We start from the raw sequence: 23,550 nt of genomic DNA, 5'->3' as shown, positions 1-23,550 counted from the left end.
GGTCTTTTGACTTGGTGAAAAATATAGGATGGGAATTTGAAATTAGGTTACTTTACATTTTCAAAACAACTTATTTGTGAAACGTCATTGGTTAATTAGTTTTAGTGCGCTTTGTATAGTACTATTGTTTCCGCAACGAACAATAGCGCAGGCAATTCCTGTGCCCAAAGCCGAAAAAAGCAAGCAGGTCAAAATCAGTAAGGCGGCTGAAGATTTATCGGTTTCATTAGATGAAAACGATGAATCGAAAATTGCCGTGAATTATGAGAAATTGGCCAACGAATTTTTAAATAATGGTGATAATGCCAAAGCCGAGGAATATTTTAAACGAGCATTAAACAGCTACACCAAATTAAAACGGACTGAAGATAAAACCCGTGTAACGCGTAGTTTGGCCAAAGTACAGGAAAACCAAAAAAACTTTAATTCGGCGATTAAAAATTACGAAGTCGCGGGCGCATTATCCAAAGATGTTGCCGAAGAAAAGATCAACTTAAACGATGCCAACCGACTTAAAAACCAATCCAATCCTGCCAGTCAGACCAATTATGTAGATTCGAATATTGAATTGCTGAAAAAGGAAAAGAAAAGCCAGGAAGTTACAGAAGCGTATGTTCAGAAAGCCCAAAATTCATTAGACTTAAAAGATAAAAGCGTTGCAATAGAAAGTTATAAAAATGCACTCGCTTACGCAAAAGACAAACCGGAATCTGTAATTAAGATTAAGAATGAAATTGCGAATGTTTATGCCTCAGACAATCAGTTTGAAAAAGCAATCGGGATCAACGAAAAACTCTTGGCCGAAGCCGTAACCAAACAAGATTTTAATACCCAAATCAAACAATTGCAATCGCTGGCAACGCTTTATTTTAAAAAAGAAGAACCAAAGAAAGCATTAGTTTCATTGAAAGAAGCGTATCATTTGGCGTCTAAAAAAGGAAATTCGGCGGAAGCCAAAAATACTTTATCAGCCTTAGCAAAGTATTATAAATCTAATGGGAATGAAAAAGAAAGTATGGCACTTTATGAGCAATTCTTTCAAAATTTTGATGAGTTAATTCAATCTGACACTACTTTGATTAATGCGAAAACTTTTCAGGTTACAGAAGGAAAGATACGTCAGCTAGAAAAAGAAAAATCATTAAAAGATGAATTAATTACCAAGAAAAACACCTTCAACTACTTTCTTTTAGGATCAATTTTATTGCTGTTGTTGTTGTTTGCTTTTATTGTAAAAGCGTTGTACGCTATAAAAACCAAGAATAAAGAAATCGCTTTGCAATCGTTGCGACGCGAGATGAATCCGCATTTTATTTTTAATAGTTTAAATAGTGTCAATCAGTTTATTTCTGAAAATAAAGAACTGGAAGCCAATAAATACCTGACTTCGTATTCGAATTTGATGCGGAATATGATGGAAAACTCGAATAAAGATTTTATTTCGCTGGATAAAGAAGTCGAGCAATTAAAAAAATACCTGGATCTGGAACATTTGCGTTTTCAGGATAAGTTCGATTTTGAAATTACGGTTGATGAAACTCTGGATGCAGAAAGGGTTTTTGTACCCAATATGATTATCCAGCCACATCTTGAAAATGCGATTTGGCATGGTTTGCGTTATCTCGACAAAAAGGGATTTCTTAAGCTTCAATTCCGGTTTATTGATGGGAAAATTGTCGTAATTATTGATGATAACGGAATTGGTTTAACCAAAAGTCAGGAACTGAAAACGATCAACCAGAAAGTGCATGAATCCCGTGGACTTAATAATACCAATGAACGAATTGGCTTGCTGAATGAATTGTATAAAAAGAATATTGCTTTTGAGATTAAAGAGAAAGCATTGCCGGAATCCGGAACAATAGTTCAGATTGTTTTTCCATTAATTGATACCATATGATGACTATTCAGAAGATAAAAAGTGTAATTGTCGAAGATGAATTGGCGGCACGCGAAGTACTCAAAAACTATTTGAGTAAATATTGCCCGCAGGTTGAAGTTGTGGGTGAAGCGCAGAATATAAAAGAAGCTGTGCCGTTGCTGCATGAAATTCGGCCGCAATTGGTTTTTCTGGATGTCGAAATGCCTTTTGGGAATGCCTTCGATGTTCTTGAAGCGTGTAAAGATTTACAATTCGAAACCATATTTGTAACCGCTTTTTCTGAATATTCGCTAAAAGCTCTAAACCAAAGTGCGGCTTATTATTTGCTTAAACCCATTAGTATCGAAGAATTGATTGTGGCGGTAAACAAAGTCCAGCATCAAATCATGAATCATGAAATCTTTAATCGAAATAAAATTATCGTCGAGAATTTTCACGAATCAAAACCAGAAAAGCAACAGGTAATTTTACCAACACTCGAAGGTTTTGAAGTCGTAAAAATGGAAGAAATTGTTCGCTTACGCGGAAATGGAAATTTTACAGATCTCTATTTGAATAACGGAAGCAAGAAAATGGTCTGCCGATTTTTAAAACACTTTTCAGAGATTTTGCCTTTGCCTTTTATCCGGGTTCATAAATCGCATATCATTAATATGAATTGTGTAAAATCGTATAATAAAGGAGGAATTGTAACACTAAACGACGGTGCAGAAATCGAAGTGTCGCCTACTTATAAAGAAGATTTTTTAAAGAACTTTAAGTAGTTTTCTAACCGCAAAGTCCGCAAGGTTTTACGCAAGGCGCGCTAAGATTTCTTTAAGTTGTGAAATAAAAACCTTTGCGAACTCTGCGTAAAACCTTGCGGACTTTGCGGTTAAATAAGTATTACAAGTCAAATTCTTCTTCTATCGACAGCGAATCATTTTTCACCGCAGTTGAATCCGGAGCTTTTATTCTGATTAAAGATCTTGCATTACCAGAAATATAAACCGGAAGTTGACCTATTGTATCTTCAGGAACTAAAAGACCACGACGAAACATTAAATTCTTTAAAAACTTCTGGTTTTGTACCGCAAAGTCCCTTAGATTTCCCTGATCATTAAACTGATACATGAATTTTCTTGGTTTCGGAATAATAGTCGCCAAATACAAACATTCATCCACATTTAAAGCCGACGGACTTTTCTGGAAATAGAAATGACTTGCTTCGCCAATTCCATATACATTTGGTCCCCATTCTATAATGTTGAAATAAACCTCAAGCATTCTTTCTTTGCTTACCACGCGATTGTTTTCAAGGATATAAACCAATAGAATTTCTTCGAGCTTACGCGAAAGTGTTTTTTCTCTGGTCAGGAACACATTTTTAATCAATTGCATGCTGATGGTGCTGGCGCCACGAGAGAATTTTTTGGTTCTGATGTTCTTTAGAATAGATTGTTTGAAAGCTTCATTGATAAAACCACGATGCTGAAAGAAAGACGGATCTTCGGTCGTCAAAACAGATTTTCGTAAATAAGGAGAAATCTGGTCTAAAGGCGTATAATTAGGATTTGCATTTCCAACTAAAACCGGGCGTTGCAATACATTCTGGATAATGGCGCGATACACAAATTCGCCGTTTAATTTATTAAGATCGGCTTCTCCGTATTTAGTGATTTTTAAATCCTCTTTGTTCAGTTTACTATCAAAAACTAAAGTATTCGGTTTGTTTTTATTGAATTTGAAATCCAGTTTATAATCGAAATTTCCGGTTGCTTCCATTCCCTGAAAATGAGTAAACAATCCGTCAGGCAATGAAACAATAAAATCCTGCGCTTTCATTTTTGGGATATCCACTTTCAAAGTATATATCGTATCTTTTTCGGTGCTGTACGAAATATAAGGTTTCACTTTTATCTTGTTCAACTGCATTGTCGAAGTGCTGTCTATCGAAATAAAATCATCTCCCAATAAAAAGCGATAATCAAAACGTGCATTTTTTATAATTACATCTTTACTGGCAATTTTAGGATGATTAATTTTTAAATTGGTAATCGAAGTATAACCGTCGATGTGCAATTCGCTTCCATCTTTTTCTATGTTTTGAACATTTAGTCTGATAGAATCGAAACTTGCTTTTAAGTTATATCGCTCGTCTAAATACGGAACTCTGATTGCTCCGGTATCTAAATTGAAGAAACGAATATCAGCTTTTTTATTTCTTGGGTCAGCAAATCCTTTTATGTTCCATTTTTGGTCAAAATCTTTAGTTTGAACATGAAGATTGGTTTCGAGTTGTTTGTTGTCTAAAGCCAGTTTATTTACAGCAACAGAAGTCTTTTTGCCATTGTCATCAATCTTGAAATTCAAATTTTCCAGTTTCATGTCTGTAGGAACCAGATTCAGTAATTTAGAAATAATGCGATAGGCAAAAGCTGCGTATTTACGTTTTTCGTTTTTGTCAGTATCGGCTTTGTCTTTCTTTAAAAAAGCATCAAAATTGCGGACATTTCCTTTTTTTACTAATTGAATATAGCCGTTATTTACCTTTAAAGTTCCAATTTGTACATCACCAATTAATAAATTGGATAAACTGATGCTGGTTTCAATTTTTTCAATATTACAAAGTGTATCAGCATTTTTAGGAACCAAAACAACATTGGTCAATTTAATACCATTTAAACCATCAAACGTAGCCGATTTTACAGAAAATGTACTGTTGTATTCGGTATTCATCTTAGTTTTTACTTTGGCAATAGCTTGTTTTAAAAGCGAATCACGAAAAAAGTAAAAGCCTAAAAAAAGCACTATCAATACTAATGCAAGTATTATAAGTGCTTTGTATATTTTTTGTTTTGGGAATTTCATAAATGGAGATTGGTATTCGGAATTTTTCGCTTTTCAAAGCTAGTGTAAATTTAAATTTAAATTTATCAGCTTATAAAATTTTCCTTGTAAATTTTCAATAATGATTTAAAGTCTTGATTTTGTTGTTATTGTGTTTTTTGTTTTTCTAAATAATAGAAGAAATTTATGGTTTAGTGTCAAAATTGAGAGAAGCCGTAAAGTTTTACAATTTACACAATATATATTTGCGCAATTAATAATATTAAAATCAAACCAATGAAAATCTTTAAAAAAATTATGTTTTTGTCTTTTGCCATTTGTGCAATGGTGTTATCGTCATGCAGTAGTAATGATTCTGATGATGAAGGAACTCCGGACGATCAGGAAGAATTTATCAAATTCACATACAATGGTACAGTATACAATTTTGAGCCTGGCGTTATGTCTTCGTTAAACATGAATATTATGGGAAGTACGGGAATTGATAACACATACAAAAAAATCTCATTATGGACGCCTTTGAATGTTACTAAGGGAAGCCATGATATCGTATATGATTTATCAAATATGGAGACTACTTATCAAGCGTCTTTTAGTTTTTTGCCTGCAATAAATAATGCTAATGCTAAATCTGGAAAAATAAATATTACCGCTGTTGATGATAAAAAAATTGAAGGCACATTTACTTTTTCGGGAACTACTTCAGGAGAACAGACATTTACTGTTACAGAAGGAAGTTTTAGAGTTTTAAGATAGATCTTATGCTTCTTTAAGCAAAAAATGCTCATGAAGATTTGTATAAAATTTTCATGAGCATTTTTTTATAATAGAAAATCTGTTTTTTGATTTTATCCAAATAAAATACCGGCTACGTCTTCAATTTTGGCAACAAGTTCAATTTTGATTCCAGGATTTTTTAAGGCGATTTTATTATATTTCGATACAAAAATAGTAGTGAAACCTAATTTTTCGGCTTCCTGAATCCTTTGATCGACACGATTTACAGGACGAATTTCTCCCGAAAGTCCAACTTCGCCGGCAAAACAGAATCCTTTTGTTACCGGAATATCTTCGTTTGAAGATAAAATGGCGGCAACAACAGCGAGGTCAATTGCGGGATCATCAACAGAAATCCCTCCCGTTACGTTCAAAAAGACATCTTTTGCACCTAAACGAAATCCGGCTCTTTTTTCTAAAACAGCCAAAATCATGTTCAGCCTTTTGGCGTTGTAACCAGTTGTGCTTCGTTGTGGCGTTCCGTAAACTGCAGTACTTACGAGCGATTGTATTTCGATCATCAACGGACGCATGCCTTCCATAGTTGTAGCAATCGCCGTCCCCGACATTTCTTCGTCTTTGTGCGAAATCAATATTTCAGACGGATTGCTGACTTCGCGTAAACCACTTCCTAACATTTCATAAATTCCAAGTTCGGCAGTAGAACCAAAACGGTTTTTTAGCGAACGTAAAATTCGGTAAACGTGGTTTCGATCGCCTTCAAACTGTAAAACGGTATCAACCATATGTTCCAGGATTTTTGGTCCGGCGATGTTTCCGTCTTTCGTAATATGTCCGATTAAAATAACCGGAATATTGGTTTCTTTGGCAAATTTGATCAGTTCGGCAGTCGTTTCTCTAATCTGAGAAATACTTCCAGCCGTTGATTCGATATAGTCCGTGTGCAAAGTCTGAATAGAGTCGATAATGACAATTTCAGGCTGAATGGCTTCAATTTGTTTGAAGATATTCTGCGTTTTCGTTTCCGTCAGAATATAGCAGTTGTCGCTGTTTGGCGTAATTCTTTCGGCACGCATTTTTATTTGTTTCTGACTTTCTTCGCCCGAAACATATAAAGTTTTATAAGGTAATTTTAATGATATCTGAAGCAAAAGTGTACTTTTTCCAATTCCGGGTTCACCGCCCAAAAGGGTCAAAGATCCGGGAACAATTCCACCACCCAAAACACGATTCAATTCGCCATCAGTAGTATCCATACGGATTTCCTGAGTCGATTCAATCTCATTTATTTTTAATGGACGGGGAGCCTTTCCAGTTGGAGTAGGTTCGCTTTTCCAGGCTACTTTTTCCTGCTTCTGAATGATTTCTTCAGCAATAGTATTCCATTCTTTGCAGGCATTGCATTGTCCTTGCCATTTGGCATATTGGGTGCCGCAGTTCTGGCAAAAAAAAGAAGTTTTAACTTTAGACATTATTTACCGGTTTTTTCGAGTGTTTTCATCTGGTCGATTTTCTCATACATCAGATCTTTGTTTAAATCGCCAATTGGCTCCATTTGTGAAGCATTTTGATATTTTTTTGAAGCTCTTTTAGGATCTCCCATTTTTTCATACATCAATCCTAATTCGTATTCTCCTAACATGGCTTTTGGATAATTTACATTTCCAATTTCGGCCATTTTACCTAATTCATCATAAGCATTCTTTTTCAAAATCAGGGTTTCTATAATTTTAAAGTCACCCATTCTTACCGGAATCTGAACTCCCAAAACTTTAGACATTACGTTGTATTTATTTTCCAGATAATCAGCATAACCAGTTTCAAGAACGGCGATCTTATTATTGTATTCCGCAGAATTAATTGGTCTGTAAACTTCAAATATTTGGTATAAAGCACTTGGAATAGCGTGCAAAACCTCAGTATAGTGTGTTGTGCCTTTAAACAAATCGTACTTATAATTTACTAACGGATTATTAGCGATTTTAATATTACTGTCTAATTTTTCGATAGGCTCTTTGATCTTTTTGTTGTCTCCATCTGCTACAGACAAATAGTAGAATAAAGGTTCTGTGATTTTGGCAAATTTTTCCGGTATTCTAACTTCCATTTTATTGGCCAATTCAGGGCTAAAAGAAATATAAGCATTAAAAAGAGGCTTTTCTTTATACAGATAGAAGTTAATAAAACTTGCTGTTACATCATGACCGGCAATAATTCTAAACGGTGATGTACGGTATTTTTTTTCGATATAAGGCACTAATTCGGCACCAATAAATTCGAAAAATTCTGCTCCTTTTTCAAAAGGAAGTCCGGTATTTTGATCTACGGTTGTGTCATCTTCACGTTCGTCATTTTTATTTTGATGAACACCAATTATAATAACTTCGGGTAAATCTCCCCAATAAGCACCATAACTTAAAGCTCCGGAGAAAGGATCAAATAAATAATCTCCATCTAATAAGTATAAAACAGGATATTTTTTTTCGGGATTGGCTTCGTAGGATTCAGGAAGTCCAATCGTTATTCTTCTTTCTACACCAAGTTTTTCAGATTTGATGTTGTCGAATGTTTTCTGCGAAAAGACAGAAAAAGAAATTAAGGTAAGCAGTAAGTAAACTTTTTTCATGATTTGGGGCATTTCAGTGAATTAAAAAGTATTGAAATAGTGTAGCAATATAATACTTTATTTGCTTTTTTATTATTGTAGGATTTTTAAAATAGCAATGTAAATTCAGGTTTGTAAAGAATAATTATTTTAACCGCAAAATACACTAAGATTTTATTTAATAATATCTTCAGAAAACACAAAGTTCACAAAGCTTTGTATTGACTTAGCTTTGTGAACTTTGTGTTTTTTATAAACCCCTTACAGTAAAAACTTTGTGCGCTCTGCGGTAAATTTATTCTTATTTTTTTATCACTCCAGAAAGTTTTATTTATTCTTTAAAATCAAAAATTGAATTCAGCCAATAAAATATCGTTTGCACAAAAGTAAATTTGACAAACTAAAGTTGAATAATGTGTAAAAGGAAAGCTTAGGTTAGCGAATTATCGTTTTCATTAGGGAAAATGATCCATGGTTTGAAGGTTTTAGCCTCTTCAAATTCCAGGGTTGCATAGGATATAATGATAATGATGTCGTCTTTTTGAACTTTTCTTGCAGCAGGTCCGTTCAGGGTAATTTCGCCCGAATTTTTCTCTCCTTTTATAGCGTAAGTTTCAAAGCGTTCGCCATTATTAATGTTCACAATAGATACTTTTTCACCTTCAATAATGTTTGAGGCTTCCAGTAAAGTTTCATCAATAGTAATACTGCCAATATAATTTAAATCAGCTCCAGTTACTTTTACTCGATGAATTTTAGATTTTATAACTTGAATTTGCATGTTGCAAAGGTAAATTAATTTAATGAAATGGTGTCAATCAACCTTATAGAATTAACAAATACTGCTATAAATGCACGGTAGTTTTTGTCTTTACTTTTATGATCGATAGGTAATAATGTAGATTCGTCAGCAATTACAAAATATTCCAGCTCAAAACGCTCATTGTCTTTGAAAGAATTTTCGACAAATTGAATCGTTTCTTCGGGAGTTCCATTTTGAAATATTTCTTTTGCTTCGGTTAAAACTTTATATATAATAGAAGCTTCTTTTCTTTCTTCGGGAGTTAAACGTTCATTACGTGAACTCATTGCCAATTGGTTATCTTCTCTAAAAATTGGACAACCCACAACATTTACCGGTAAATGTGTTTTTTCGACCATTTTTTTAACGATCTGCAATTGCTGGAAATCTTTTTCTCCAAAATAAGCATTAGTTGGCGTTACAATTTCGAACAAACGTTTTACTATTGTTCCAACTCCGTTAAAATGTCCTGGCCTAAACTTGCCTTCCATTTGATTTTCCAGTCCGTCAAAGTCAAAAGATTGTGATATAGTATGTCCTTCGTAAATATCATCTACAGTTGGAGCGTAAAGAATCATTTTGTCACTTAAATTGCGCATTTTTTTTACGTCTTCTTCAAGTGTTCTTGGATATTTTTCGAGATCTTCCGGGTTGTTAAATTGCGTTGGGTTAACGAAAATACTTACAACGGTATCGTCGTTTTCTTTTATTGATCTTTGCATTAACGCCAGATGACCTTGGTGTAAAGCGCCCATTGTTGGTACAAATCCGATGGTTGAATTTGCGGTTTTGATAGTTTTTAAATAAGCTATCAAAGCTACTTTACCGTAGAAAATATGCATGGCAGTATTATTAAAATTTAGTGCAAACATAATATATTAGTTATAAACTGCATAAATTTTTGTAATTTTGCAACGTTTTTATTACCAAAAATTAAGTAAAATACTATTATGAAAGATAAGAGGATATTATATGTATCATCTGAAGTCGTGCCTTATTTGGCTGAAAATGAGGTTTCTTTAATGTCTTATGACGTTCCAAAAATGATCAACGATCAAGGAGGTCAGATAAGAATTTTCATGCCAAGATATGGAAATATCAACGAAAGAAGACACCAGTTACATGAAGTTATTAGACTTTCAGGAATGAATTTGGTAGTGAATGACTTAGATATGCCATTGATTATCAAGGTGGCTTCGATTCCAAAAGAGAGAATTCAGGTTTATTTTATTGATAACGATGAATATTTTAAACGTAAAGCAACCTTTGCTGACGAAGAAGGAGTTTTGTATCCTGATAACGACGAAAGAGCAATATTTTTTGCTAAAGGAGTTGTTGAAACGGTGAAAAAGCTAAATTGGGTTCCGGATATCATTCACGTGCATGGTTGGCTGGCTGCAATGTTGCCAATTTACATGAAGCACTATTATAAAAATGAAGCTTTATTTTCTGAAACCAAAATAGTTACTTCTGTTTACGGACAGTCTTTTGATGAAAATCTGGATTTAGAAATGATAAATAAGGTGAAATTTGATGGAGTTCCTCATGAAGCAATTTCTGATTTAGAAACGCCAAACTATGAAAATGTTCTAAAAGCTAGCATATTACACTCTGATGCTGTAATTATCGCATCTGAAAACGTATCCCCAAGTTTAACAAAATTTATAGAATCTTCAGGAAAACCTTTTTTACCTTTCGCCACGAAAGATGCATTCGCTGAAGCGTATACAAATTTCTATAAAACAATGGGTCTTTAAATTTTAACATTATTATTAAACATGTATAATACTTCTTTTATTAAGAAAATTCTATTAGTAGCAACTGTTGTCCTTTTATATTCTTGTGATAAAGATTTTAATGAAATAGGTGAGGGTTTAATCGGAGACGATCATTTTGGTCTGGAACATACAGAATATGATGTTTTAGCTTATAATCAGGAAGTAACTCCAGTTCAGTCAAACGGATTGACACTTAATGGTTTGGGTATATATGATAACGCGGTTTTTGGAACGACTACGGCAAATTTTGTAAGTCAGGTTGCTTTAGAAACCAATGCGCCAACTATTGGTGAATCACCTGTAATCGAAAGCGTAGTGCTTAGTGTACCTTATTTTAGTCATGCGACAGGGGCAAATCCTGACGGAGGGAATTATTATGCATTAGACTCTATTTATGGAGATAAAAGTGGGAAACTTAAATTGAGTGTTTACGAGTCTGGTGTTCAAATGCGTTCTTCGTATATAGATGGCGGTTCTCAATTTGCTCAATTGTATTATACAGATCAGGATGCTGATTTTTTTGGAAATATAATTCCGCCGGGTAATCGATTAAATGATGCTACGGATCCGTCACAAAACGATGCATTCTTTTTTAGTAACATTCAACAGAAACAAGATTCAACGGTAGTAGATGCTAATGCTGCGGTAAAAAAGTATAATTACACTTATACTGCTCCTGAAATGCGTTTAAAACTAAATAAACAATTTTTTCAAGATAAAATTCTTAATGCGCCGGCATCAAAGCTTTCTTCTACAACAGTTTTTCAGGAATATTTTAGAGGATTGTATTTTAAAGTAGAGAAATCTGGAAGTAACCCGACGAATCTCGCATTATTGAATTTTTTCAAACAAGGTAGCAATGCTAAAATCACGATCAGGTACAAGGCAAAAACAGCTGTAACTACAGATGATGATGCTACAACGGAAGATAAAACATTGGTTATTAATCTAAGCGGAGCTGCGGCCGGTTTATATAATGATGTTAAAGATCCTGCTTATGCTGCTGCGGTAACGAATCCTAATAAAAATGCAGGAGATGATCGTCTTTATTTAAGAGGAGGTCAGGGGTCGCTTGCGGTAATTGAATTATTCGGTAAAACTGATTTAATAAGTTACGATGATCAGGGGAATGTAGTGAATACTCCTAATGGTGTTTCAGATCAATTAGATGAAATTAGAAATAATGTGAAGTATAAAAAATGGCTGGCCAATGAGGCTAATTTAGTTTTCTCTATTGATGCAGCTAAAATGACCGGAGTTTGGGAGCCAAAAAGAATTTACTTGTATGATTTAGTAAATAATATACCAATTGTAGATTTTAGTACAGACGGATCTACTGATGGTATTAATAATAAAATCGTCTATAGTGGTATAATTAATGTAGACGCTACTACAAAGAGAGGTACAACGTACAAAATTAGATTAACGAGCCATGTTCGTAATTTAATAAAAGATGCGACTGTAAAAAATGTGAAATTAGGATTGGTAGTAACGGGAGATATAAACACCATAACTTCAGGTAAATTAAAAAACAGAATTTTAATTGATCCGGCTAATCCAAATGACTATTTTTCAGAAGTACCGAGAGCTTCAATTATGAGTCCGCTAGGAACGGTATTGTTTGGAGGAAATATTCCTTCAACAGATGCTAACTATGCGAAAAGACTTCAATTGCAAGTGTACTACACGAAACCAAATTAATAAGAATATATGTGTGGAATTGTTGGATATATCGGGCATAGAGATGCCTATCCTATTATTATAAAAGGATTAAAGCGACTCGAATACAGAGGATATGATAGTGCGGGTGTCATGTTATATGATGCTGAAACAGGTATAAAAGTTTGTAAAACAAAAGGTAAAGTTTTAGATCTTGAAGCTAAAGCAAAAGATAATTTTACTACAAACGGAACTATAGGAATTGGGCATACACGTTGGGCAACACATGGTGTTCCAAACGATGTAAACTCACATCCTCATCTTTCTAATTCAGGTGAGTTGGTTATTATTCATAATGGAATCATTGAGAATTATGCGCCGCTTAAAGAGGAATTAATCAAAAGAGGATATACTTTTAAGTCTGATACAGATACTGAAGTTTTAGTCAATTTGATTGAAGAAGTTCAGAAAAAAGAAGGAATAAAATTGGGTAAAGCAGTTCAAATTGCTTTAAATCAGGTAGTAGGAGCGTATGCAATTGCTGTTTTTGATAAGAAAAATCCAAACGAAATAGTTGCTGCAAGATTAGGTAGTCCATTGGCTATTGGTGTTGGAGAAGGAGAATATTTTATTGCTTCTGATGCTTCGCCTTTTATTGAATATACTTCGAATGCCATTTATCTTGAAGATGGTGAAATGGCAAACATTAGATTGCACAAGCCTCTTAAAGTTAGAAAAATTAAAGATGACTCTTTAGTAGATCCTTATATCCAGGAGCTTCAAATGAATTTGGAGCAAATTGAAAAAGGTGGTTATGATCATTTCATGCTGAAAGAAATCTACGAACAGCCAAGTGTTATAAAAGATACTTACAGAGGAAGGCTTCATGCGAATGAAGGAATTGTTCAGATGGCAGGTGTTGAGGATAACTTAGAAAAATTCTTAAACGCAAAACGTATTCTAATTGTAGCGTGCGGTACTTCATGGCACGCAGGTTTAGTAGCGGAATATATTTTTGAAGAATTTACACGTATTCCTGTTGAGGTAGAATACGCTTCTGAGTTTAGATACAGAAACCCAATTATCAATAAAGATGATGTTGTAATTGCTATTTCTCAATCTGGAGAAACGGCTGATACAATGGCAGCTATAAAATTGGCTAAAGAAAACGGAGCTTTTGTATTTGGAGTTTGTAATGTGGTGGGATCGTCTATTTCAAGAGAAAGCCATGCTGGTGCTTATACGCACGCAGGACCAGAAATTGGAGTAGCTTCTACAAAGGCATTTACAACTCAAATTACTGTTTTAACCATGATCGCTTTGCGATTAGGTAAAGCTAAAGGAACTTTGTCGAATACTGATTACCGTACGTACTTACAAGAATTGGAAATAATTCCTGAAAAAGTAGCAGAGGCATTACAAACAAACGACAGAGCAAAAGAAATTGCAGCAATATTTAAAGATGCGCCAAACTGTTTGTACTTAGGTCGTGGATATAATTTTCCGGTAGCATTAGAAGGAGCTTTAAAGCTTAAAGAGATCTCGTACATTCATGCCGAAGGTTATCCTGCTGCAGAAATGAAACACGGTCCAATTGCTTTGATCGACGAGCATATGCCGGTTATTGTAATTGCACCAAAACAAGGTCACTACGATAAAATTGTAAGTAACATTCAGGAAATTAAATCAAGAAGCGGTAAAATCATCGCTGTAGTAACTAAAGGTGATACTCAGGTTCGTGAGTTAGCTGATTATGTTATTGAGATTCCTGAAACTTCAGATGCGTTGTCTCCATTAATTACAACAATACCTTTACAGTTGCTGTCTTATTATATAGCAGTAATGAGAGGTTGTAATGTAGATCAGCCACGTAACTTAGCAAAATCAGTTACTGTAGAATAGATTTTATTTCAATATAAATATTTAAAAAAGCGAGACGGGAGTCTCGCTTTTTTTGTGGTTATAATTTTTTATTAACATAAATTTTGTAAGATTTAAAATATAAATATATATTTGTAGGAAATGTTTTAAAATCAGTATTATGAAAAGATGTTTACTTATCATTTTATTTCAGTTTTGCTTCTCAGCAAATGCACAACAAAAGCTAACTTTTAATTATGATCAGGCGGGAAATCAGGTCGAAAGAGTTTTGTGTTTGTCTGGTTGTTCTGTATCTGCAAAACGCGTAGAAGATATAAAAGAAATTGAGGCACTAAAAGATGATGACTTATTAAAATTTTCTCCGCAGGATGTTATCTCATATTATCCCAACCCTGTAAAAGAAGAGTTGTATTTGCAATGGCAATTGACTCAGGATAATTATGTCACTTTAATTCATGTTTATTCTTTGACAGGTCAAATTCTTAGAACCTATCCAGGAAATGCGACAATGAATAATCTGAACATCCCTTTTCAAAGTTATCCTACAGGAGTTTATCTTGTTTTGCTTTCGTATAAAGACGGAGGCGAGAAATCTATTAAAATAATCAAACAATAAGAGTCATGAGAAAGTTTTATTTTTTTATTTTGTTTTTAATAAGTTATTTTTCTTTTTCTCAAAATTTTACAGATACTAAAGGAGAATTACAAATTTCCAGTTCGGGATCAGCTATTTATACCTTGCCAATAGCTACTCCGCCAAGTATTAAGAATGTTGCGCCAATAATTAATCTTACCTACAATAGTGGAGTAAGAGGTGGTATTGCGGGACAAGGTTGGAGTATAAATAGTATTTCGACAATTAGTCGTATCGCTACACGTCGTGATATTGATGGTTTTGTTGATGGAGTTGATTTTGATGATAATGATAAGTTGGCACTAGATGGTCAGCGTCTACTAATAAAAACAGGAACATATTGGGCAAGTGGTTCTACTTATGAAACAGAATACAAAAGCAATACTAGAATTGAGTTAAAAATAGAAGGTACAACTATATATTTTATTGTAACAGCACCAGATGGATCCAGAAGTTGGTATGGCTCAAAAGGTGCCGGTAGCTTACAAAATTCCGTTTCTCTTAACTCTTGGTATATCGTTCATTATGAGGATGTAAATGCCAATTTTATAGATTATAATTATAAAACAGTTACATATGCTGGTATAAATCAGTTGTATATGGATAATATTATTTTTAGCGGTAATATGACAGCAGGAATTGCTGCTCAGAATAAGATTAGTTTTAGTTATAAAAATTCAAAACGTATTGAAAAAGATTATCTAAAAGGGGTACCTGTTTATGCTACCCAAATATTACAAGATATAAAGGTGTATGCTAACAACGGTATTTTTAGAACTTATAGGCTTTCACATATAGAGGATAAAGAATTGGGCTATGAGCGTGTAGAAAAAATAACAGAAATAAACGCTCAAAATGAAGAGTCAAATCCAGTAGTTTTTACTTATAGTCCTGTTAAAAGAGATCAGGAAAGAACAGAAAAGACATATACCAATAATTTGGCTTTTGACAAAACTGATATTGCTGGTGATTTCGACGGAGACGGAAGATTAGATTTTGTTGCAGGAAGTGAGCTTTTTACTAATTTATTTAATGGAACAAAAACGGATACTCCTATAAAATTACCTTTTACCGCTAATAAAAGACAATTTTTTTCTGCTACCACTTTGCTTAATAACAAAGTAAATCAGTTTCAATCTATTGTTAGTGCAACTGAAACTACTACTAATGTTGAGTTTACAGTATTTAATGTTTCTTCTGGAAATGCTAAAGTAAATCAGACTAAAATAATTGCTTTTGACAATAGCATCTCGAGGAAGCCATCACTAGATACTTATATAGAAGAGAGCTTGGGTTATAAGCCCTATTATCAAGAAGTAGATTATCCAAAATATAAAAGTTCAAATATTTATCTGGAAGGAGATTTTAATGGAGATGGTATTAGTGAAGTATTGATTGAAAGTACTATAAATGAATATTGCTACTCTGAATCTATATCAGGGCAAACATATTTTAATTATACAGATGAAGGTGTAAGGTATACAACCAATTACCCAGGAACTTATACTATTTTTACAGGATCAGATTCAAATAAAGAATTCTCCTTATTAAATCTTGACCCTAATGCATCTTCAACTTTGGGTTCAAGCGGTTATGTGAAATTTCAGGACAGTTCAGTTTTACAAGGAGACCAAAGATATATTGCTGATTTTAATGGAGATGGGAAGTCAGATATTTTAATAGTAAATAAAGATGGAAAATATAAAGTAGTAGGCTTTAAACAGCTTTTAACTGCTCCATGGATTGAATTGGAAGTAATTGGCTCTGGAACAATAGATAGATATTCTGTTACAAAACAAATACTTTTTGGAGATTTTAACGGGGATGGAAAAACAGATGTTATGCTACCGGATTCTGAAGGAGGAAAAAACCAAATTCAATGGCATATTTATTATGGTAATCCTAATCCGGCCGGAGGAGAATTTTTCACAAAGGAATCGCATAACATTGTAGAGTATTGGCCAAATACAGGAAAGTACTATGATACACAGGTTCATCTTAGTAATTATTATGCTATAGATATTAATGGTGATGGAAAATCTGATCTGGTACGAGTATGGCGAAAATATTACAAGCCAAAATGGACAATAAATGACCATAATACGCAATGGCAGGTAACGGCTTTTACAAATAATATTGGCAAAGTGGGAGCGTCAGGTTTTGTACAAACATATGATTCAACTACTTTTGATTCTGGTTCACCAGATATCCCTATTCCTGTAGCTTCTAATTATAAATATAATGGATCTAATACAGACCTTATTGTAGTTAGAGGTCATAGAAATGTGATAGAGTATTATCAGTTCAATAAAAATGTTGATGCCGAAAACAGATTACTGTCTGTAGAAGAATCTAGTGGCAATATCAAACAGACTATTGAATATAAAGCAATGGAAGCTGCAGACATTGGTCAGAGTAATGGAGAATTTGATTTTTATTCATCTGCTAACAGTGTCAGTTATCCCAATATAGAAATCATCAAAAATCCAAACAGTTCTCTGGTTTCTAAACTGACTGCTACAATAAACGGAGTTTCGAAATATCAGGATTTTAGATACAGAGGATTTGTATCCAATTATAATTACGGAACAGTTGGTTTTATCAAAAATACAAGAAGCAGTTGGTATCTAAAAGATTCTGATGCAAAAATATGGACAACACAGTACAATGATGTTGCACTTCGTGGTGCAAACACTATAACCTGGACTAGTACAGCAGGAAATACAGTTTTTAATGATATACCAGGTAATTTGTTAAGTACCAAAACCAATGTTTTTGCGACTTACACAAAAGGAGGAGGTGATGCTGTTTATTCTAGTTCTGTTATTGATAATATTACTATTACTAGCCCAGTAACTTCCGGTCAAACTTATAAAGCAGGTAATTCTATAACGGCATCGTCAAAAATTAATGATGATGCTGCGGTCCATTATCAAGCACCTCAGATAATTTTAAAAGATGGATTTATTGCAAGTGGTGCCAATAACAGTATTTTTACAGCATCTCCCAAAGCTACATCACAGAGTACAGATGCGCCAAATTTAAATAGTAGTGTTTACAATGTTTTACTTACCAAACAAACGGTTCAGGATCATCTGACGAATGTAAAATCGGAGACGATTTATACTTATGATGGTAATGCAGACAGCAATAATTATTATGGCTTAGAAGTTAGAAGTGTTTCTAAACAATATTATGGAGGTGCAGTACAGGGTACGACCACTGTTGATACACAATATGACAGTAATCCAGCCGGAACGGGTAGTGCTTACTATATAGGGCGTCCTAGAAAAGTAAATACTTCAACCCATATCTATACAGGCGATATAAGATCAGCTGAAGAAATTTATACTTATACGGGAACAAACTTAACCAAAACCGAGAAAAAAGGGCATAATACCTATCCGATTATTGAAGATATGACTTATGATGCATTGGGTAATTTATTAACCAAAACAGTGAGCGCTCCAGCAGCTCCAACTCCGCCTGTACCAAGAACTATTATAGATGAGTATGATACTACGAAACGTTTCGTGATTAAAAAAACAGACCATCAAAAGTTCGTTACAAATTTTGTTTATAATAACTTAGGTCAGGTTACAAAATCAACAGATTATTTGGGAGTAGTTAATGATTATGTTTATGATAATTGGGGAAAACTTACCAATACAACTACACAAAATGTTGCCGATACACCTTTGACAAGTACTATCGTTTATACAAAATTATCTGATGGAGGTTACACCACTACTACAACAAACAATACAGAAGGTAAAACCATTACCCGATATGATGTTTTGGCAAGAACAGTAGTCTCTACAACAAAAGGTTTTACAGCAGGTACTTTAATCTCTAAACAAGTAGTGTATGACGGACTAGGAAGAAAAACTAAAGAAAGCGAGCCTTATTTTTCATCTCCAAGCCAATGGACTACTTATGAGTATGATTATTTAATGCGCCCAAAAACAATAACAGCATATACGGGTAAAATTCAAAAATTAGAATATAACGGGCTTATGACTAAAAGCGATGATGATGGTAAGATTACTACTGCAACTGTAGATGCTTTAGGTAATAAAACGCAAACCACAGATCCGGGTGGTTCGGTTAATTTTATTTATTATGCCAACGGACAGCTTAAAGAATCAGATTATCAGGGGAACATAGTAACGATTTCTATAGACGGCTGGGGCAATAAAATAGCCATGACAGACCCTAGTGCTGGTACCTATACGTACTCATATGATGCTTTTGGGCAAATTAAAAAAGAAACCACACCAAATGGTACTACAGCTTATGAATATGATAATTATGGAAGAACAACAGAGAAAACAATTGCAGGCAGTAATAATACCAGCAGTAAAACAACTTATACATATAATGCTGTAAACTTAATAACCGGCAGTTCATTTGTCAACAATCAGGACGGCAGTGCAATAAACAACACATTTGAGTATGATAAGTATAATAGGGTCATTAAAACAACAGAAAATACACCTTACGCCATTTTTACAAAAGAGCTCACATATGACACTTATGGTCGTGCTTTAACAGAAAAGTCAATAGCATCTACAGCAGATTTAGTGAAATCAAGCTCAAAAAAAATAAAGCATACCTATCAAAATGGTTTTGCATGGCAGCTTGTAGACGATGATACCCAAAAGGTGTTATGGCAGACTAATGCATCAAATGAAAGAGGACAGCTTACCGGTGCAACTTTAGGAAACGGCATTGCGATCACCAATAATTATGATCAATATGGTTATGCGTCTCAATTTAAATTTGACAGAACCGTTACAAATCCTGGTAATGTAATGACTTTGATAACAGCTTTTGAGCCCAAAAGAGGGAATTTGAAAAACAGAACAAATAACCTGTTCAATTGGAATGAAAGTTTTGATTATGATGAATTAGACAGATTATTAACCTATAATAATGCACAGGCGCAAAAGGAAACACAGACTTATGATGTAAAGGGAAGAATTGCTCAAAATAATGTAGGAACTTATAATTATACAGTAAGTGGAAAAGTATATCAAAATAATTCGATCACTACAACTCCTGAGACTTTAAGCTACTACCAAAACAGGGGAGCAGGAGCAAATATTTCTTCAAGACTCGAATTGGATATTGTTTATAATACATTTAAAAGCCCGGTTACCATTAAAGAAGTGGGACGCGACGGAAATTTAATCGATTATTTAAATTTTACTTATAATGACGGCAACGATCGCAGTACGATGTTTTACGGAGGCTCGCAGGAAGAAAAATTACTTCGACCACTTCGCAAACATTATTCTGGCGATGGTACTATGGAGATTAAAGAAAACAGAACAACCGGAGCAATAGAGTTTATAACTTATATTGGCGGTGATGGTTATAGTGCTCCTTTGCTAATGAAGAGTGACGGCACAACACAAAATTATTTATATTTACATAGAGATTATCAGGGCACGATACTAGCTATTACTGATAATACAGGAACAATAGTCGAAAAACGATTATTTGATGCCTGGGGAGCCATATTAAAAGTACAAAACGGAGCTGGTACAGATCTGGAAGGTTTAACGGTTTTAGATCGTGGCTACACAGGTCACGAACATTTGCAGAGTATAGGACTTATAAACATGAACGGACGTTTGTATGACCCAAAACTGCACCGCTTTCTGCAACCGGATAATTTTATTCAGGATGCTGCTAATACGCAAAACTATAACCGTTATGGGTATGTATTAAACAACCCATTAAAATATACGGATCCAAGTGGTGAAATTGTTATTGGTGCTGTAATAGGTATAGGGGCAGCTATAGCTGCGTTAACATATACTATAACGGCATTAGTAGCCGATGTTCCTTTTACTGTAGGTGGGTTACTTAAAGCAACCTTTATAGGTGCGGCAAGTTCAGCAGTAACATTTGGTATTGGGACAGCTGCAGGCAATTTATTTGCTAATTTTTATTCGCAGGCCGCTTTTAGTGCGGCGGCACACGGTACTTTTCAGGGAGGTATGACGGCAATTTCAGGTGGTAAGTTCTGGAGTGGTTTTGCAGCTGGGGCATTGAGTAGTATGGCTGCTAGTGCATGGAGTGGAGGATCAAGTATGACCGAAGCAGGTAGTAACGGTGTTGCTATACCTAATACGGGTATGAGTGGTCTAGGGGGTAATTTTGCAAGTAGCGGAGTAGGTATGATTGCCTTTGGTACTGTTTCTGGTGGTGCTGGTGCTGCGCTTACTGGAGGTAATTTCTGGCAGGGTGCTGCTACTGGTCTTGTGGTGAGTGCATTGAATCATGCAATGCATAAGATAGGAGATTATAGCATATTTGATGATGAATATGAAACGCTATCTGAAAAGCAAAAAGAAAAGTATATTAAAGTTCCTGAAGATGCTATAGTGGAGGAGGTTCAGCAGACTGCAGTAAGTGCAGTAACTCCCTCAGGAACAGTAACGGTAAAAAATACGTATCGAACAGAGATATGGGGTAAAACAAAGTGGGTTTTGGAAAAAAATTTATTTAGATCTACTGCTTCTTCAAAAATATTAGATGTGGACTTTGGGTTAAGTACCACTAAACAAATCTTCTATAAAACCTTCGAATATACCAATAGCTGGTTTTCGAACTTTATGAAAGGTATGGGGGGATTTTTATATCCTTCTGCAACTTTTGAGACTATTCATAGAAGTGAACAATCATACCCTGGAGGGAATTTATCAAAATATTTATATCTTTTAAAATGAAAAAGTACTATTTTATATTCTTAATATTATTTGGATGTAATGATTCAAGAAAAATTAATGCCTATAGAGATTTTTCTAATGAGATATCTGCTGAAGTTAATTCTCAATTTCTAATAAATGATAAACAAATAAACGAAAGCGATATCATGCATATTAGGTATCCTTATTCTATAGAAGCAGAAGGATTTTGCGGTGTTTTTATTGGAAAAAGTTATTCAAAAGATGAGTACGATAAAAAGGTTCTAAAAATTCAAAAAGAGTACAAAGAAATTATTCCATCAAGAGATAACTGTATCAAATACATTCCTAATGAAAATATTAATAGTTGTAATCTATGTAATGAAAAAATATTGCCCAATGTTAACGATAGCTTAATTATCCCAAAGAATTATTTAAGTAAAAACATTTTTTTTTTCATAAAAAATGAAATGAAAGGTATTTATTTAAAAGAGAAATATGATAAATATTTTAAATCTAATCAAAATATTTATCATGGATATTCGATTGGAGTTGTCATAGATAATGATAAAAAAACAATAATAGACTGGTTAATAATAAAGTAATAAAAAATACAGGTAACAGTCAGTTTTCAAATTATCCCGCTCTGCGAAGTTCTTCATCATAGTTGCTGTGCGAATGTCTCTGACTTCGCCCCGCTCCCGCACCAATCCTTTCGTGTGGCGGCATGCTGATTAAGGTTCAGAATATCGATTTTAATATTTAAAAAATGAGCAGAAATTATAAATTCCATAATCCTGAAGGCTTATATTTTATAAGTTTTGCTGTTGTGGGTTGGCTGGTTGTTTAAGTAGATCGCGCCACACGAAAAGATTCGTACGTGAGCGCGGGATCAAACAACAATAAAGATCTATGAAAGATCATATTAATAAAATCATTTTTCCTGTTTTAGATATTTCGATAAATGAATGGAATCTGGAAAATGTAAGCGAAATAATATTTTATGATGTTTACTTTTGTAATAAATCTTATGATTTGTTTGAGAAACTAAGGTTAAGTCATAAGATTATTGACAGTAAAGGAGCTATTTATAAAATTATTAGACTTGAAAAAAGAAAGTGCAACTGGAGGACTTTTTTTGTAAAATCTAAATATGAAATGATATTTGAAGTATTGGATGAAACAGTTAATTTGGATGATTTGAGAGATCTCATGTTAACTCGAATAAGTGATCTTGAAGTAAACGACTATAAATTAAAGTGGGTAGAAAATATTAAAAAAGCCAAAAATTTTAAGGAACTTATAAGAGGAACATAGTTACTCAGCTCTATGAAGTGTTCCTCAGCTTCCGCGCCCCCAATTGCTCGGATTGCAAATTCACGCTATACGGTCGAGTTTTGGAAGAGAAAGGTATCTAACTTAAAAAAAAGTTATAAAAAGCATAAATAAATTGGAAGATATTATAGATAAAAATAGTCATTGGAAACCAAGTGATATATTATATAAATGAGATGCGGTGGAATCAAATGGTTTAAAAGTAAGTTGCTATTTTCAATCACGAGATAACAGAGTAATGTGGCCAGATTTAAATCAAAGTTTTATTGAACTTATACTTAGTTTTGAAAATGTAAAAAATGTAAAATTTAATTTTAGTGGTTCGGGATTGCATTTTGTATCAGGTTTTGATATTGTAGATGTTTCTGAAGATGGGCTGGAACAAATAAATTTTTATATTCAAGATTATGAAGATGAGAGTATCGAATTTAGTTGCGAAAAAATGCAAGTTCTCTCTGTAGGAAAGCCAGTTTTATTAAATAGAAACTATCAGAAAATTAGATTTTAAATAGCAGAAAGTTAAACACTTCTGGATTTGAGTGATATTTTAAAATGGAAATAAATAGAGATTAAAAAATCTAGGATAAGATTTATCCTAGATTTTTTTATAATATTCAAAGATAATTGAAATGAAAAATAATATTCTAATAGTTCTACTATTTACTTTATTGATATCTTGTAAAGAAGGAAAACTGGAGCTAAAATTAAT

16 protein-coding genes are annotated in these 23,550 nt (G+C 33.8%); 11 read left to right on the top strand and 5 right to left on the bottom strand.

Annotation, left to right across the window (positions count from 1 at the left end; genetic code table 11):
* The first annotated feature begins 76 nt into the window (after positions 1–76).
* Together ACIDC4_RS13985 and ACIDC4_RS13980 are read left to right on the top strand one after the other, a co-directional pair.
* Positions 77–1,900, top strand: a complete 1,824-nt coding sequence (locus tag ACIDC4_RS13985; RefSeq protein ID WP_412045114.1) for a tetratricopeptide repeat-containing sensor histidine kinase — start codon at positions 77–79, stop codon at positions 1,898–1,900.
* A complete protein-coding gene (locus ACIDC4_RS13980) occupies positions 1,897–2,646 on the top strand; it encodes a LytR/AlgR family response regulator transcription factor (RefSeq protein ID WP_412045113.1) in 750 nt (249 codons plus the stop codon). Before ACIDC4_RS13985 ends, ACIDC4_RS13980 begins: the two co-directional genes overlap by 4 nt.
* Positions 2,647–2,767: 121 nt before the next feature.
* Here ACIDC4_RS13980 and ACIDC4_RS13975 read toward each other — a convergent pair whose 3' ends face one another.
* Positions 2,768–4,732: a transglycosylase domain-containing protein gene (locus tag ACIDC4_RS13975; RefSeq protein ID WP_412045112.1), complete on the bottom strand. Its 1,965-nt coding sequence runs from the start codon at positions 4,730–4,732 to the stop codon at positions 2,768–2,770.
* 255 nt (positions 4,733–4,987) lie between these two features.
* On the opposite strand from ACIDC4_RS13975, the gene ACIDC4_RS13970 reads away from it, so the two are divergent.
* Positions 4,988–5,467, top strand: a complete 480-nt coding sequence (locus ACIDC4_RS13970; RefSeq protein ID WP_412045111.1) for a DUF6252 domain-containing protein — start codon at positions 4,988–4,990, stop codon at positions 5,465–5,467.
* A gap of 92 nt (positions 5,468–5,559) precedes the next feature.
* Here ACIDC4_RS13970 and radA read toward each other — a convergent pair whose 3' ends face one another.
* The 4 genes from radA to panC form a co-directional block, all read right to left on the bottom strand.
* The gene (gene radA, locus ACIDC4_RS13965; RefSeq protein ID WP_412045110.1) at positions 5,560–6,921 is read right to left on the bottom strand and encodes a DNA repair protein RadA; all 1,362 of its coding nucleotides are present in this window, start codon (positions 6,919–6,921) and stop codon (positions 5,560–5,562) included.
* Positions 6,921–8,075 (bottom strand): alpha/beta hydrolase, encoded by a 1,155-nt coding sequence (locus ACIDC4_RS13960; RefSeq protein WP_412045109.1) that lies wholly within the window; start codon positions 8,073–8,075, stop codon positions 6,921–6,923. The genes radA and ACIDC4_RS13960 overlap by 1 nt, the downstream gene beginning before the upstream one ends.
* A gap of 409 nt (positions 8,076–8,484) precedes the next feature.
* Positions 8,485–8,835 carry an aspartate 1-decarboxylase gene (gene panD, locus ACIDC4_RS13955; protein ID WP_026727479.1) on the bottom strand — a complete coding sequence of 117 codons (351 nt, stop codon included), beginning with the start codon at positions 8,833–8,835 and terminating at the stop codon, positions 8,485–8,487.
* 14 nt (positions 8,836–8,849) lie between these two features.
* A complete protein-coding gene (panC, locus tag ACIDC4_RS13950; protein WP_412045108.1) occupies positions 8,850–9,728 on the bottom strand; it encodes a pantoate--beta-alanine ligase in 879 nt (292 codons plus the stop codon).
* A 78-nt stretch (positions 9,729–9,806) separates the two neighbouring features.
* On the opposite strand from panC, the gene ACIDC4_RS13945 reads away from it, so the two are divergent.
* From ACIDC4_RS13945 to ACIDC4_RS13910, 8 genes are all read left to right on the top strand, one after another.
* The gene (locus tag ACIDC4_RS13945) at positions 9,807–10,613 is read left to right on the top strand and encodes a glycogen/starch synthase (RefSeq protein ID WP_056248169.1); all 807 of its coding nucleotides are present in this window, start codon (positions 9,807–9,809) and stop codon (positions 10,611–10,613) included.
* A 21-nt stretch (positions 10,614–10,634) separates the two neighbouring features.
* Entirely contained in the window at positions 10,635–12,335 is a 1,701-nt protein-coding gene (gene bamH, locus ACIDC4_RS13940; RefSeq protein WP_412045107.1) for a BamH family beta-barrel-assembly machinery protein, read from the top strand.
* A gap of 9 nt (positions 12,336–12,344) precedes the next feature.
* Entirely contained in the window at positions 12,345–14,195 is a 1,851-nt protein-coding gene (glmS, locus tag ACIDC4_RS13935; RefSeq protein ID WP_412045106.1) for a glutamine--fructose-6-phosphate transaminase (isomerizing), read from the top strand.
* A 139-nt stretch (positions 14,196–14,334) separates the two neighbouring features.
* Positions 14,335–14,790 (top strand): T9SS type A sorting domain-containing protein, encoded by a 456-nt coding sequence (locus tag ACIDC4_RS13930; RefSeq protein ID WP_412045105.1) that lies wholly within the window; start codon positions 14,335–14,337, stop codon positions 14,788–14,790.
* A 5-nt stretch (positions 14,791–14,795) separates the two neighbouring features.
* Positions 14,796–21,548, top strand: coding sequence for an RHS repeat-associated core domain-containing protein (locus tag ACIDC4_RS13925; RefSeq protein WP_412045104.1), 6,753 nt, complete (start codon positions 14,796–14,798; stop codon positions 21,546–21,548).
* Positions 21,545–22,111, top strand: coding sequence for a hypothetical protein (locus tag ACIDC4_RS13920; RefSeq protein ID WP_412045103.1), 567 nt, complete (start codon positions 21,545–21,547; stop codon positions 22,109–22,111). Before ACIDC4_RS13925 ends, ACIDC4_RS13920 begins: the two co-directional genes overlap by 4 nt.
* A 307-nt stretch (positions 22,112–22,418) precedes the next feature.
* Entirely contained in the window at positions 22,419–22,823 is a 405-nt protein-coding gene (locus ACIDC4_RS13915; protein WP_412045102.1) for a hypothetical protein, read from the top strand.
* A 199-nt stretch (positions 22,824–23,022) separates the two neighbouring features.
* Positions 23,023–23,349 (top strand): hypothetical protein, encoded by a 327-nt coding sequence (locus ACIDC4_RS13910; RefSeq protein WP_412045101.1) that lies wholly within the window; start codon positions 23,023–23,025, stop codon positions 23,347–23,349.
* Positions 23,350–23,550: the final 201 nt, after the last annotated feature.

The sequence above is a fragment of the Flavobacterium sp. C3NV genome (assembly GCF_046825355.2).
Lineage (GTDB): Bacteria > Bacteroidota > Bacteroidia > Flavobacteriales > Flavobacteriaceae > Flavobacterium.
This window is presented reverse-complemented; position numbering and strand designations above follow the sequence as displayed.